This is a genomic window from Pseudomonas sp. GM80 (assembly GCF_000282515.1).
Taxonomy (GTDB): Bacteria; Pseudomonadota; Gammaproteobacteria; order Pseudomonadales; family Pseudomonadaceae; genus Aquipseudomonas.
In genome coordinates this window covers 1-14,183 of sequence record NZ_AKJD01000040.1, presented here as the reverse complement: position 1 = coordinate 14,183, position 14,183 = coordinate 1, and the positions used below count along the sequence as shown (strand labels likewise).

The 14,183-nt window shown below is 59.6% G+C and carries 13 protein-coding genes; 3 read left to right on the top strand and 10 right to left on the bottom strand.

Annotated features, from left to right (window positions below):
• Nucleotides 1–384: 384 nt before the first annotated feature.
• From tsaB to ppc, 3 genes are all read right to left on the bottom strand, one after another.
• Nucleotides 385–1,059, bottom strand: a complete 675-nt coding sequence (gene tsaB, locus PMI37_RS04135; RefSeq protein ID WP_008078385.1) for a tRNA (adenosine(37)-N6)-threonylcarbamoyltransferase complex dimerization subunit type 1 TsaB — start codon at nucleotides 1,057–1,059, stop codon at nucleotides 385–387.
• Between the two features lie 93 nt (nucleotides 1,060–1,152).
• Entirely contained in the window at nucleotides 1,153–1,803 is a 651-nt protein-coding gene (gene adk, locus PMI37_RS04130) for an adenylate kinase (RefSeq protein ID WP_008078383.1), read from the bottom strand.
• A gap of 300 nt (nucleotides 1,804–2,103) precedes the next feature.
• Nucleotides 2,104–4,734: a phosphoenolpyruvate carboxylase gene (gene ppc, locus PMI37_RS04120; RefSeq protein WP_008078376.1), complete on the bottom strand. Its 2,631-nt coding sequence runs from the start codon at nucleotides 4,732–4,734 to the stop codon at nucleotides 2,104–2,106.
• A 213-nt stretch (nucleotides 4,735–4,947) separates the two neighbouring features.
• Between ppc and PMI37_RS04115 the strand changes: the two genes are divergently transcribed.
• The 3 genes from PMI37_RS04115 to PMI37_RS04105 all read left to right on the top strand — a co-directional run bounded on the left by PMI37_RS04115 (nucleotide 4,948) and on the right by PMI37_RS04105 (nucleotide 6,908).
• A complete protein-coding gene (locus PMI37_RS04115) occupies nucleotides 4,948–5,292 on the top strand; it encodes a hypothetical protein (RefSeq protein WP_008078374.1) in 345 nt (114 codons plus the stop codon).
• A 367-nt stretch (nucleotides 5,293–5,659) separates the two neighbouring features.
• Nucleotides 5,660–6,064, top strand: a complete 405-nt coding sequence (locus PMI37_RS04110; protein WP_008078371.1) for a DUF4398 domain-containing protein — start codon at nucleotides 5,660–5,662, stop codon at nucleotides 6,062–6,064.
• 55 nt (nucleotides 6,065–6,119) lie between these two features.
• On the top strand, nucleotides 6,120–6,908 hold the full coding sequence (locus tag PMI37_RS04105) for an OmpA family protein (RefSeq protein ID WP_008078369.1): 789 nt from the start codon (nucleotides 6,120–6,122) through the stop codon (nucleotides 6,906–6,908).
• Nucleotides 6,909–7,046: 138 nt separating this feature from the next.
• On the opposite strand, the gene PMI37_RS04100 is transcribed toward PMI37_RS04105, so the two are convergent.
• From PMI37_RS04100 to prfB, 7 genes are all read right to left on the bottom strand, one after another.
• Nucleotides 7,047–7,376, bottom strand: a complete 330-nt coding sequence (locus PMI37_RS04100; RefSeq protein ID WP_008078367.1) for a hypothetical protein — start codon at nucleotides 7,374–7,376, stop codon at nucleotides 7,047–7,049.
• Nucleotides 7,373–8,278 (bottom strand): alpha/beta hydrolase, encoded by a 906-nt coding sequence (locus PMI37_RS04095; RefSeq protein WP_008078365.1) that lies wholly within the window; start codon nucleotides 8,276–8,278, stop codon nucleotides 7,373–7,375. The genes PMI37_RS04100 and PMI37_RS04095 overlap by 4 nt, the downstream gene beginning before the upstream one ends.
• A 162-nt stretch (nucleotides 8,279–8,440) precedes the next feature.
• A complete protein-coding gene (locus PMI37_RS04090) occupies nucleotides 8,441–9,691 on the bottom strand; it encodes a flavohemoglobin expression-modulating QEGLA motif protein (RefSeq protein WP_177323295.1) in 1,251 nt (416 codons plus the stop codon).
• 60 nt (nucleotides 9,692–9,751) lie between these two features.
• Complete coding sequence (locus PMI37_RS04085; RefSeq protein ID WP_008078362.1) at nucleotides 9,752–10,306, bottom strand: hypothetical protein; 555 nt, start codon at nucleotides 10,304–10,306, stop codon at nucleotides 9,752–9,754.
• A gap of 157 nt (nucleotides 10,307–10,463) precedes the next feature.
• A complete protein-coding gene (locus tag PMI37_RS04080) occupies nucleotides 10,464–11,177 on the bottom strand; it encodes a TetR/AcrR family transcriptional regulator (protein ID WP_008078361.1) in 714 nt (237 codons plus the stop codon).
• A 105-nt stretch (nucleotides 11,178–11,282) separates the two neighbouring features.
• Complete coding sequence (gene lysS, locus PMI37_RS04075; RefSeq protein ID WP_008078360.1) at nucleotides 11,283–12,785, bottom strand: lysine--tRNA ligase; 1,503 nt, start codon at nucleotides 12,783–12,785, stop codon at nucleotides 11,283–11,285.
• 112 nt (nucleotides 12,786–12,897) lie between these two features.
• Nucleotides 12,898–13,993, bottom strand: a protein-coding gene (gene prfB / locus PMI37_RS31655; protein WP_102358477.1) for a peptide chain release factor 2 whose coding sequence is annotated in 2 segments (ribosomal slippage) — nucleotides 12,898–13,920 and nucleotides 13,922–13,993 — 1,095 coding nt in all. Because the reading frame shifts where the segments join, the coding sequence is not laid out codon by codon here.
• Nucleotides 13,994–14,183 lie beyond the last annotated feature (190 nt).

Sequence of the window (14,183 nt, the reverse complement as noted above, 5' to 3'; positions counted from 1 at the left end):
GCTCGGTATCGATGATGGCAATTTAGCGGCACCTGACCGACTTAGCAAATCGCCGAGTGATAACTAGAACACATAAAGCGCAAAAGGTTTAAAACCGGAGGGTGGAAACTGACGATTGGCAGGGTTTGCGGAATGTCGCACTGGGTTTTGGCGGGAAGCTTGGTGGAGGCCTTGGGTGAGTTTTTTGTGGTGAGGGGATTTATCCCCGACCGGCTGCGCAGCAGTCGTAGATCCGTACGATGCGGTGTACCTGATACACCGGGTAACAGGTTTTGGGGCCGCTTCGCAGCCCATCGGGGATAAATCCCCTCGCCACAAAATGTCCTCACTGCAAAAACCCCTTAGCCACAAAAAACCCCTCACCAGAGGGAATTTCCGGATGGACTATCGAGCTTTGGGGGTGGCGACTTTGTCGCGCAGGTAAACCGGTTGTGCGTCGTCCGCCGGGATCGATTCGCCGCGTTCCCAGGCGAAGCGCGCCAGGGTCAGCAGGTCTTCGGCGTGGGGCAGCATGCCGGCGTCGGAGCCCGTCAGTTGGACGGCGATGCGCTCGGCATAACCCCAACCGGTGCCGGCACCGAACCACTTGCCACTGGCATCCGCCGGCAACGCCGCCGCTTCCGGCGGCAGCACCGCTTCAGCGCCAACAAGGCGCATCTCCCCCGCCGTCTCGCGGTAGCAGCCCCAATACACTTCATCCATGCGCGCATCGATGGCCGCCGCGACCTGGCTCACGCCATGCTCACGCAACGCGCGCTGCGCCAGCACCGCCAGGTTGGACACCGGCAACACCGGCCGTTCCAGCGCAAATGCCAGCCCCTGCACTACACCAATGGCAATCCGCACACCGGTAAACGCGCCCGGCCCGCGACCGAAAGCGATCGCATCGACCGCCTGCAACGTAGTGCCGGCGTCGGCCAGCAGTTGCTGAATCATCGGCAACAGCTTCTGCGCGTGCAGGCGCGGGATCACCTCGTAATGGCTCGTGACCTTGCCGTCATGCAGCAAGGCAACGGAGCAAGCTTCAGTCGCGGTGTCCAGGGCCAGCAAGGTGCTCATCGATGTTTCCAAAACAGGGGTGGGAAAAAGTGCGTCAGTATAAACAACTACGGCCCGCAAGCGGGCCGTGGATGATGCTGCGATTCAGACTTTTCAGCTCAGCGCTGCCAGCACCTTGGCGGTGATCGCATCGACCGAACCAACGCCCGGGATGTGGCTGTACTTCGGCTTGCCAGCGTTTTTCGCGGACAGGCTCTGATAGAACTCCACCAGCGGCTTGGTCTGCGAATGGTAGACCGACAGGCGATGACGCACGGTTTCTTCGGTGTCGTCCTTGCGCTGTACCAGCTCTTCGCCGGTGATGTCGTCTTTGCCAGCGATTTTCGGCGGGTTGTAGACGATGTGGTAAACGCGGCCACTGGCTTCGTGAACACGACGGCCGGCGATGCGTTGAACGATTTCTTCGTCTTCAACAGCGATTTCAACCACAGCGTCCAGCTCGACACCGGCGGTGACCAGTGCTTCAGCCTGCGGAATGGTGCGCGGGAAGCCGTCGAACAGGAAACCGTTGGCGCAGTCTGGCTGAGCGATACGGTCCTGAACCAGTGCGATGATCAGGTCATCCGACACCAGGCCGCCGGCATCCATGATGCTCTTGGCTTGCACGCCCAGTGGAGTACCGGCCTTGACCGCTGCACGCAGCATGTCGCCAGTGGAAATTTGTGGAATGCCGAATTTTTCGGTGATGAACTTAGCCTGAGTACCTTTACCGGCCCCGGGAGCTCCCAGCAGAATGACGCGCATTAGATGTGCTCCTCAATTTTTTTATAAAAAGCTTTTACAAAACAAAGGATTCGCCTCTTGGGACGAATCCTGAAAATACGGGTCGTGGCCGCACAAACGGCCAAAGGCTGATCAAGATACACAGCAGGCTGCGCCCACACAAGACGCCAAAAGTCGGAGAAACCGACGCCCCCCGCGACCTCGCGACGCGGTAACCCAAGTCGCAACCCCATCATTAACTGTCGCCTGACGGCACTTTCGCCGGGCAGGCAAAGCGGCATTCGGCGTTTGTGACCGGTGCCGCGCGCCACGACAGAAACCTTAGCCGGTGTTACGCAAACCGGCGGCAATCCCCGCCACAGACACCAGCAGCGCCTGTTCCACCGGGCTGCCCTGCTCGACCTCCTGCTGCCGCGAACGCGCCAGCAACTCGGCCTGCAATAGATGCAGCGGGTCGAGGTAGGTGTTGCGCAAACGGATGAATTCGAGGGTGTCCGGGCTATGTGCCAGCAGCTGCGACTGGCCAGTCAGACCAAGCACCACCGCGCACGCCTGCGACAATAGGTCGCGTAACTGCGCACCCAACGGCAGCAAGTCCGGCTCGACCAGACGCTGATCGTAGGACAGCGCAATATCCGCGTCAGCCTTGGCCAGGACCATTTCCAACATATCGATACGCGTGCGGAAGAACGGCCACTGCTCGCGCATCTGCCCGAGCAACTCGCCCTCGCCGCGTTCCAGCGCTTTGCTCAACGCCGACTCCCAGCCGAGCCACGCCGGCAGCATCAGCCGCGTTTGCGTCCAGCCGAAGATCCACGGAATTGCTCGCAGACTCTCGATACCGCCCGCGCGACGTTTTGCCGGACGGCTACCGAGCGGCAAACGACCCAACTCCTGCTCCGGTGTGGACTGACGGAAATACTCTACGAACTGCGGATTCTCTCGCACCACCTGGCGATAGGCGCTGACACCGTCAGCCGCCAATTCATCCATCAGATGGCGCCATTCCGGGGTCGGTGGCGGTGGTGGCAGCAAGGTCGCTTCAAGCACCGCCGCCAGATACAGATTGAGGTTTTGCTCGGCAATGTCCGGCAGGCCGAATTTGAATCGAATCATTTCCCCCTGCTCGGTGGTACGGAAACGCCCCGCCACCGAACCCGGTGGCTGCGACAGAATCGCCGCGTGCGCCGGGCCGCCGCCACGGCCTACGGTGCCGCCGCGACCGTGGAACAGCAGCAGTTCGACTTGCTGCTCACGGCAGATTTCCACCAGGCGCTCCTGCGCGCGATATTGCGCCCAGGCCGCGGCTGTGGTGCCGGCGTCCTTGGCCGAGTCGGAGTAGCCGATCATCACTTCCTGCGGGCCTTGCAGCCGTGCGCGGTAACCCGGCAGCAACAACAACCGCTCCATCACTGGCCCGGCGTTATCGAGGTCGGCGAGGGTTTCGAACAGTGGCACCACGCGCATCGGTCGCAGTACGCCGGACTCTTTGAGTAATAGTTGCACGGCGAGCACATCGGAAGCGGCGCCGGCCATGGAGATCACGTAGGAACCGAGCGACGCGCCCGGCGCCGCAGCAATTTCCTTGCAGGTGTTGAGCACTTCGGCGGTGTCGGCCGATGGCTTGAAATGCGCGGGCAGCAACGGCCGACGATTGCTCAGTTCGCGGGTCAGGAAGGTGATGCGTTGCTCTTCGTCCCAGTCTTCGTAGCGACCGAGACCGAGGTAGTCGGTGATTTCAGTCATCGCCGAGCTGTGTCGTGACGAATCCTGGCGCACATCGAGGCGCACGAGGAACAGGCCGAAGGTTACCGCCCTGCGCAAGCAATCGAGCAACGGGCCGTCAGCGATCACGCCCATGCCGCACTCGTGCAGCGAGTTGAAACACAGTTCCAGCGGATCGAGCAGGTCGCGATTGTTGTGCAGCACATCGGCCGGCGCCGGGGTGTTCGCCGCCAGTGAGGCGTGCGCCCAGTTACGTGTGGCACGCAGACGTTCGCGCAATTGCTTGAGCACCGCCCGATACGGTTCGGCGCTGTCGCCAGCCTTGGCTTTCAGGGCCTCGCTGGCCTGCTGCATCGACAATTCGGCGGCGAGATGGTCGACATCACGCAGGTACAAATCGGCGGCCATCCAGCGCGCCAGCAGCAACACTTCGCGGGTTACCGCAGCGGTGACGTTAGGGTTGCCATCACGGTCGCCACCCATCCACGACGCGAAGCGGATCGGCGCAGCTTCAAGCGGCAAGCGCAGGCCTGTCGCTTCAAACAAGGCCTTGTCAGCCTTGCGCATATGGTTGGGAATCGCCTGCCACAGCGAATGCTCGATCACGGCGAAACCCCATTTGGCTTCATCGACCGGCGTCGGTCGTGTGCGGCGGATTTCTTCGGTGTGCCAGGCTTCGGCAATCAAGCGTTGCAGGGTGTTTTGAATCTGTTCGCGTTCGGTGCTGGTCAGGTCGCGATGATCCTGGGCGGCGAGTTGCGCGGCAATCGCGTCGTACTTCTGGATCAGCGTGCGGCGTGCGACTTCGGTCGGGTGCGCAGTCAGCACCAGTTCGATCTCCAGTCGCGCCAGTTGCCGCGCCAGCGATTCGGCACTGTGGCCTTCGTTGCGCAAACGCGCGAGCAACTCAGGCAGCACGCGGGACTCGAACGGCGCCGGCTGCGACTCTTCGCGCCGATGGATCAACTGATACTGCTCGGCGATGTTCGCCAGATTGAGAAACTGGTTGAACGCGCGCGCCACCGGGAGCAGTTCGTCCTCGCTCAATTGATTGAGGCTGGCGCTCAGTTCAGCGTCCATCGAGCCACGGCGGTCGGCCTTGGCGCCCTTGCGAATCTGCTCGATCTTGTCGAGGAACGCCTCGCCGTACTGGTCTCGAATCGTATTGCCCAACAGCTCTCCGAGCAGGTGAACGTCTTCGCGCAAGCGTGCATCAATATCGGTCATCAGCAATTCCCCAGCAGTAATCCGGACGGCTTAGAAACAAGTGCATGACCTAGAGAGTGCCGCTCTACGCCGCTTCTTACAAGCAGCCGACGAAGGGACTTTAAACCTTGTTGGCGAAAGCTAGTCTCAACAGTAAGCCGTACAACGGCTTGCCGCCGGCCCCGGCGGACACTCACCCAGACCTGCCATGAGCAGGTGCGAAATGAGGTCATCATGAAAATTCGTGAACTCGCCCAGCATTGGGAAGAAAACGCCAAAGGTCGCCTGACTGACACTGGCTACACGATTCATCTGGACGTTGAAGCGGCTGCGCGACTGGCCGCGATTGCCGAGATGTACCCTAAACGGCATGCCGAAGAACTGCTCGGCGAACTGATCGGCGCCGCCCTTGAAGAGTTTGAAGCGAGCCTGCCGTATGTGAAGGGTTCGACGGTGGTGGCGACGGATGAGGAAGGTGATCCGCTGTACGAAGACGTCGGGCCTACGCCACGGTTTCTCGCGCTGTCGCGCCGCCATTTGCATGACCTCTCGGCCGCTGCCGGCAAGCAAAAACACTGACCCGACATTGCGTTAAACCTGTGGGAGCTGGCTTGCCAGCGATGGCGTCAGTGCAGTCGCCGATGTGTTGAATCTGATGGCCCCATCGCTGGCAAGCCAGCTCCCACAGGAATTGTAATTTAGCTCCAAAATTACGTCTTTTTTCCCCCGCGCGTACCGCTTCAGCCCGCCAAAGTTCCCGTCCCAGAGCCTTGTCCATTCGGTCAAAAATTATTTAGGCGATAGGCCATCTTTTCTGAACTTTTGAAAAACGCCTCCGGTCGGAAGCTGTAACCACGCCTGGAACGAGCGTTTCAAAAACGCGCTTGGATACGACGCTTTCGGCTCCTCGACCAGGATGGATTTAGTTGTTTTCAGGAGATGCCTAATGGAGTTGAAGACCATGAAAAACCAAACCTCGTTTACCCACCTGCGCGGTCTGAAACTGGCTGCCCTGGCAATCGGTACCAGCTTTGTACTGGCCGGTTGCGCCGGTAACCCGCCGACCGAGCAGTACGCCGTGACCCAATCGGCAGTCAACAGCGCAGTCAGCGCTGGCGGTACCGAGTTCGCGGCGGTCGAAATGAAGCAAGCGCAGGACAAACTGAAACAAGCCGAAATCGCCATGCACGACAAGAAGTATGAAGAAGCGCGCACCCTCGCCGAGCAAGCCGAATGGGACGCTCGCGTCGCTGAACGCAAGGCTCAGGCGATGAAAGCCGAACAGGCTGTCAAGGATTCCCAGAAAGGTGTTCAGGAACTGCGTCAGGAAAGTCAGCGCACTGTGCAGTAAGCGCGCATCCCGATCGCAACGCTGAAACTTTTATCGATAGAAAGGACGAAAAATTATGCGTAAGCAACTGATGATCCCCGCTCTTCTGGCCGCAAGTGTCGCTCTGGCTGCCTGCTCGACCCCACCTAACCCGAATCTGGAAAACGCGCGCACCAACTACTCGGGTCTGCAAGCCAACCCGCAAGCGAGCAAAGTCGCAGCGCTGGAAACCAAAGACGCCAGTGATTACCTGGACAAGGCCGACAAGGCTTACCTGGACAAGCAAGACGCGGCCAAGGTTGACCAACTGGCCTACCTGACCAACCAGCGTGTGGAAGTGGCCAAACAGACCATCGCGCTGCGCACCGCTGAAAATAACCTGAAAAACGCCGCTGCCCAACGTGCTCAAGCGCGTCTGGATGCCCGTGACCAGCAGATCAAACAGCTGCAGGACAGCCTGAACGCCAAGCAGACCGATCGCGGTACGCTGGTGACTTTCGGTGACGTACTGTTCGCCACCGACCGTGCTGACCTGAAATCCAGCGGTCTGGTCAACATCAACAAACTGGCGCAGTTCCTCCAGGAAAACCCGGATCGCAAAGTGATTGTCGAGGGTTACACCGACAGCACCGGTACTGCGAGCCACAACCAGACGCTGTCTGAGCGTCGCGCCAATTCCGTGCGTACTGCTCTGGTGAAAATGGGCGTTGATCCAGCGCGCATCGTTGCCCAGGGCTACGGCAAGGAATACCCGGTTGCCGAGAACGGCAGCGTGTCGGGTCGTGCGATGAACCGTCGTGTGGAAGTGACCATTTCCAACGACAACCAGCCGGTTGTGCCGCGTTCGGCTGTCAGCTCGAACTAAGCGTCCTGCTGTAACGCGAAAGCCCCGCCTGACTTGATCAGGCGGGGCTTTTTTAGATCAAAAGATCGCAGCCTTCGGCAGCTCCTACATTGGAATGCGTTTCCTGTAGGAGCTGCCGAAGGCTGCGATCTTTTGCGTTTATGGCTGGAGTTTTTGCGGGGTCTCTTCGCCCATGCAGCGCACGGCTTTTTTCTGGGCGTTGATCAGTACGCCGGTCAGGCCCTTCTGCTCGGTATCAAACAACACCAGCACGCCATCGATGCACTGCGCCACTTGCGGCGCCGGGTCCAGCGAGACTTTGTAGTCTTCGCCCGGCACAGTCTTGAGCATGGTGAATTCGTTGAGCAGCAGCGCATCCTCGGGTTTGGCGAAGTGCAGGTAACCGTAGTACCACAGCGCCCCGACGGTGCCGAGGATGCTGCAGATACCGGTGATGATCAGCGGGATGGCGTTGCGTTCTTCAGTCATTGCGGACTCTCATCTTCAGAATTCGGGGGTGTCGGGTAATTGGGGATTTCGCCGAGACGGCGCAGGCCGTTGAAATGCTCGGGATCATCGAGGTAGCGCAGCATCACCTGGCGCCACACCGGGTCGCCGAAGGTCTGCACGTGGCCGCCGCGGGTCAGTTGCAGCACACGCGGGGGCGGCGCAGCTTGATATAGGCGGATGCCGTTGGAAAGCGGTACCAGCGGATCGTCGAGACTGTGGAAGATCAGCTTCGGCACGCCGTTGAGCTGCGGCATCGAATTGATCGCGCTGTCGCCGTCCGGCACCAGCCACGACAGCGGCACCTGGAATGGCCAGGTCAGCCACGCGGTGCTCAGCGCATATTGGCCGACGCTGCGATAGCTGGCGGGTACGCCGTCGAGCACCAGCGCTTTCAGCTGCTTCTGCCGCTCCGGATGTTGCACCAGCCAATGCACTGCCATCGAACCGCCAAGGCTCTGGCCGAGCAGCACCAGCGGTTTGCCTTTGACTTCCGGCGCCTTGTCGAGCCAGGCGAACGCGGCGTCGATGTCCTGATAGATCGCCGGCAAACTCGGTTCGCCCTCGGACAAGCCATAACCGCGATAGTCCACCAGCAACACTTGATAGCCGTTTTTCGGCAACCACCAACTGCCACCAAGGTGCATCGGCAAATTGCCGCCGTTGCCGTGCAAATGCAGGACGGTGCCCTTGACCTCGACACCGGGTTTGGCTGGCAGCCACCAGGCGTTGAGCTTCAGGCCATCGGCGGTGACCAGCGTGACGGTGCGGAATTCGAGCTTGGCTTTTTCCGGGGTGAATATCTGGCCGGGCTCTGGGTAGAACAACAAAGAGCTGCAACCGCCGAGGGTCAGGAGCAGGCAGAAAATGCCGAGGATTCTCATCCGGTGAAACCTCGCAAAGGAAATTGGCAAAACGATTCAGGGAACAACGAATAACCCTGTGGGAGCTGGCTTGCCAGCGATGGCGGCGGATTAGCCAGCATCAATATTGACTGACAGATTGCAATCGCTGGCAAGCCAGCTCCCACAGGGAATATCAGTTGCTCAAAGGATGTTGGAGTAGTCGGCTTCGATCCGGTCCAGGCTCAGGTGATTAAGGAAGTTGGAGAAGCACATCCACGCCGACAACGCATTCAAATCGCGGAACTGATCCGGCAGATATTTAGGTGCCACCACCAATCCTTCATCCACCAACTGGCGCAAGGTACGCATGTCTTCCAGCGTGGTCTTACCGCAGAACAACAGCGGGATCTGCTCAAGCTTGCCCTTACGCACGGCCAACTGAATGTAGTTGTAAACCATGATAAAGCCCTTGAGATAGGACAAGTCTTTGGTGAATGGCAGCCCCGTCGGCGTCGATCCACGGAACACCCGACTGGCATTGCCGTAACTTTCCGCCATCTCGAAACCCTGCTCGCGGAAGAACTCGAAAATCTGCAAGAAATCGGCGCCCTCCTCGACCATGTGAATGGCGCGGGTGCGGTTAGTCAGTTTGCGCAGGCGGCTCGGATAAGAGGCGAAGGTGATGATTTCCATCAGAATCGCCAGGCCTTCCTGCGTTACCGTCGACGACGGCGGGCCTTTCGACAGGAAGGTGCAGATCGGCTGGTTCAGGCCGTTAAGCGTGGTGCCCACATGTACCAGCCCTTCGTGGACTTCCAGCGCGCGCACGTCGCGATCGTTGAACATCGCGTCGGTGCGGATCTTGATGTAGTCGGCACCCGCCGCCGCGTCAGCGACGATGCCGTCGGACTCGAACACGCGAATGGTTTCCTCGGCCTCGCCAAAAACCTTGTTCAGACGCGTCTGCAGCAGGTGTACGGCGTCTTTGGCGGTGAGGGTTTTCGGCTCATCCTTCAAGTCGCCACGGCCATCGATGTTGTTCAGGTAGTCGGACATCATCAGGCCGAGGTCGGCCAGGGTCGGGTCGCCGGCGTGGAACGCATCGGACGCGGCGCCATACAGCTCTTGGGAGATCAGACCGAAATCCTCGGTGCCGCGCGCTTCGAGCATGCGCACGACCATGCGGTACTCCTTGCACATGCGCCGCATGATCTGCCCGACCGGGTTGAACTGGCCGAGCTGGCGGGTGATGTCGCGCTCGATGTTCTGGAATTCCAGTTTGACCTTGCTCGAATCGAAACTCAGTGGTCGATTGAGGTAGTAGTCGCGGTCGATCGCCGGCATTTCCTTGCCTTTGGCCTTGAGAAAACCCTTGCGGATGTTCTCGTCCCACTTGACCGCGTCGAGGACACGGATAGGCGTCTGCGCCAGCACAATGCGGTCGGACAACATGCGTATCGTCTGCTGGTAATCGTCCACCCGAAACTCCTGTAGAAAACCTGACGTAATGAATTATTGGGCGCGGGCCTGGCGCTGGTAGCGCACGGCTTCGACGAAAACATCGGAATTGGCCGGATCGTCGAGGTAAGCAAAGACCTTGTCGAGGTTGCTGTCGACTTGCACACCGTCGCCATCGTCGGTCTGGAAGGCCTGACCGTCGAGGGCTTTTTGCTTGATCGCTTGATTGATCTGTTCGAGATCGAGGTTGTAGACCACCAATTCGTGTTTATCGGTGAGTTCGAAACCGGCGATGGTGAAGTGGCCGCCGTACTGCGCCGGGACTTTCGCCGACAGGTACCAGCGGCTGCCGTGGCGCGAGACGGTGAACGGATAGGCTTCGCGCTCGCGGGGTTTGGCCCTGAAGTACGTGACCGCCTGATAACGGTCGTTGCCCAGGCGCGTCAGCTCAAGGTTCATCGGCTCACCCCAGGCATTGGTGCTCGACCATTTGCCGAGCAAGCCTTTGGGCGCCGGTTCACTGGCGGCCAGCGGTTCCTTGAACGTCACCAGACAGCCACTGAGCAGCAGGAACGACAAGGCGATCAGCACGCCACGCCAGGCTTTCATTCAATACTCCCTATGAACATTGGCCGCCCTCATGGTGATCGATCGTTCCCACGCTCTGCGTGGGAATGCATCCACTGACGCTCTGCGTCATGTCGACGGAGGGACGCGGAGCGTCCCCGGCGGCATTCCCACGCAGAGCGTGGGAACGATCTTGTGGTCAGACCGATGCGAGCACCAGGTGCATGTAGCGCGTCAGAATGCCGAGCATGTCCTCTTCGGCCAAAGGCTCGGCGTCGTTGAGCAGGCCCTGATATTCCATCCGTCCGATAATCGCCGTCAACACCTTGGCATCCTGTTGCGGTTCGCGCGAGCCCAGCACCTGGAACAACTGGCAGGTGCCCTGCAACAGAATCTGCTGATGCGAACGCACCAGAATCGCCAGGCGCGGATTGAGCAGCGCTTCCTGACGGAACGCCTGTTCGGCCATCAAATGCTCGCGGCGGTTAATCAATTGCCGGTGCACGTAATCGGCCATCAGCCGCGCAATATCGTCAGCCAATTGCGAGCGCGACTCCGGGCTGCCGTCGCCGCTGACCACCATCTCACGCAGCAAACCTTCGTTGTTGACCCACAACTTGGCCATGTATTCAGCGCTGCGCTCAACGTATTGGGCGAAGGTATCGGTGAGCAGGTCATCGATGTCCTTGAAGTAGTAGGTCGTCGCCGACAGCGGCACACCGGCCTCGGCGGCCACTGCCCTATGGCGCACCGCACGTACGCCGTCGCGCACGACAATGCGCATTGCGGCGTCGAGAATGTCCTGTCGACGCTGCTCACTGCCCTGTCGGCTGGCCTTGCGACCCTGGTACTGAACACTTTCAGCGACCGCAGTGGCGATACCCGCTGCACCCTCTTGAGCTATTGCACCCATCACGACAGAACTTCCTCTGCTATTGCGAAATTAACCAATTGATACATTTGTACCAGACAGGCAATAAAAAGCCGCCTGTTTTAGGCGGCTTTTTAACTGAAACGTTTACGCTTGCGGTCGCATGTGCGGGAACAGGATCACATCGCGGATCGACGGCGAGTTGGTCAGCAACATCACCAGACGGTCGATGCCGATGCCTTCACCGGCCGTTGGCGGCATGCCGTACTCCAGCGCGCGAACGAAGTCGGCGTCGTAGTGCATGGCTTCGTCGTCGCCGGCGTCCTTGTCGGCCACCTGCGCCATGAAGCGCTCGGCCTGGTCTTCCGCGTCGTTCAACTCGGAGTAGGCGTTGGCGATTTCACGGCCACCGATGAACAGTTCGAAACGGTCAGTGACGTTCGGGTTGTCGTCGTTGCGACGGGCCAGCGGCGACACTTCGAACGGGTATTGAGTGATGAAGTGCGGCTGTTCCAGCTTGTGCTCGACCAGCTCTTCGAAAATCATCACCTGCAGCTTGCCCAGACCTTCGAAGCCCAGCACCTTGGCACCGGCCTTCTTGGCGATGGCGCGGGCCTTGTCGATGTCATTCAGATCATCAGCGGTCAGCTCAGGGTTGTACTTGAGGATCGAGTCGAACACCGACAGGCGTACGAACGGCTCGCCGAAGTGGAACACCTTGTCGCCGTACGGCACGTCGGTGCTGCCCAGAACCAACTGCGCCAGTTCACGGAACAGTTCTTCGGTCAGGTCCATGTTGTCTTCGTAATCGGCGTACGCCTGATAGAACTCCAACATGGTGAACTCAGGGTTGTGACGAGTCGAAACGCCTTCGTTACGGAAGTTGCGGTTGATCTCGAAAACCTTTTCAAAACCACCAACCACCAGACGCTTCAGATAAAGCTCCGGGGCGATACGCAGGAACATTTCCATGTCCAGCGCATTGTGGTGGGTTTCAAACGGCTTGGCTGCGGCGCCGCCAGGAATGGTCTGCAGCATCGGCGTTTCGACTTCGAGGAAGTCGCGCTTCATCAGGAAGCTGCGGATGTGCGCGATCACTTGCGAACGCACGCGGAAGGTCTGGCGCACTTCGTCGTTGACGATCAGGTCAACGTAGCGCTGACGGTAGCGCTGTTCGGTGTCGGTCAGGCCGTGGTGCTTGTCCGGCAGCGGACGCAGCGATTTGGTCAGCAGACGTACGTGGGTCATTTCAACGTACAGGTCGCCCTTGCCGGAACGCGCCAGGGTGCCTTCGGCGGCAATGATGTCGCCCATGTCCCAGGTTTTCACCGCGGCCAGGGTGTCTTCCGACAGGGTTTTACGGTTGACGTAGACCTGGATGCGACCGGTCATGTCCTGGATCACCATGAACGAGCCACGGTTGAGCATGATGCGACCGGCAACCTTGACCGGGATTGCAGCCTCTGCCAGCTCTTCCTTGGTCTTGTCCGCGTATTTCTTCTGCAGATCTTCGCAGTAGTTTTCGCGGCGGAAGTCGTTCGGGAAGGCGTTGCCCTTGGCGCGCTCGGCAGCCAGCTTTTCCTTGCGCAGGGCGATCAGGGAGTTTTCTTCCTGTTGCAGGGCTTGCGGGTCGAGTTGTTGGTCGCTCATGTCTTTAGATATTCCATCAGGTTCATTGCCTCCGGGCCTTGCGGCCCGGGGATCGCCAGCAGGCTGGCTCCTACAGGGATCGAGGTGAATCAGTCGCCCTGTATTGCGTCTTTTACAGCCCTGATTTCAGGCTGGCATACAGGTATTCGTCGATGTCGCCGTCGAGTACCTTGTCGCAGTCGCTGCGTTCGATGTTGGTGCGCAGATCCTTGATCCGCGACGCATCGAGCACGTACGAGCGAATCTGGTGACCCCAGCCGATGTCGGACTTGGTGTCTTCCAGCGCTTGCGACGCGGCGTTGCGTTTCTGCATTTCCTGCTCGTACAACTTGGCCCGCAGCATTTTCATGGCGGTGTCCTTGTTGGCGTGCTGGGAACGTTCGTTCTGGCAGCTGACCACGGTGTTGGTCGGTACGTGAGTGATACGTACGGCCGAGTCGGTGGTGTTTACGTGCTGACCACCGGCACCCGAGGAACGATAGGTGTCGATCCGCAAGTCTGCCGGGTTGATTTCGATTTCCACCTTGTCGTCGATCTCTGGTGAGACGAAAACGGCGGAGAACGAGGTGTGGCGACGGTTGCCGGAGTCGAACGGGCTCTTGCGCACCAGACGGTGCACGCCGATCTCGGTACGCAGCCAGCCAAAGGCGTATTCGCCCTTGATGTGCACGGTCGCACCTTTGATACCGGCGACTTCACCGGCCGACAGTTCCATGATCGTGGCGTCGAAACCGCGTTTATCCGCCCAGCGCAGGTACATGCGCAGCAGGATGTTGGCCCAGTCCTGGGCTTCGGTGCCGCCGGAACCGGCCTGGATGTCCAGGTAGGCGTTGTTCGGGTCCATTTCATGGCTGAACATGCGGCGGAATTCCAGCTTGGCCAGATTTTCCTCGAGACGGGCCAGCTCGGCGACGACATCGCCCACTGCGCCTTCGTCGTTTTCTTCGACGGCCATGTCCAGCAGATCGCGGCAATCGGCCAGGCCGGCGTTCAGTTCATCGAGGGTATCGACGATCTGCGCCAGCGCCGAACGCTCGCGGCCCAGCTCCTGGGCGTATTCAGGTTTGTTCCAGACACTCGGATCTTCAAGCTCGCGATTGACTTCAGTCAGACGCTCATGCTTTTGATCGTAGTCAAAGATACCCCCGAATAGTTTCGGAGCGCTCGGACAGGTCCTTGATGGTGTTCAGGATCGGGTTGATTTCCATGACGGGCAGCACTCGTTGGCGAACTTTTGAAAGCCGGCGAGTATACCGTAAACAGGCTGTGACGGCAGCCCGTCTGGCGGCTGTGGGGGTGATTCACTTGACACACTTCACCTGTAGGAGCTGCCGAAGGCTGCGATCTTTTGACTTTGATTTTAAAAACAGATCAAAAGATCGCAGCCTGCGGCAGCTC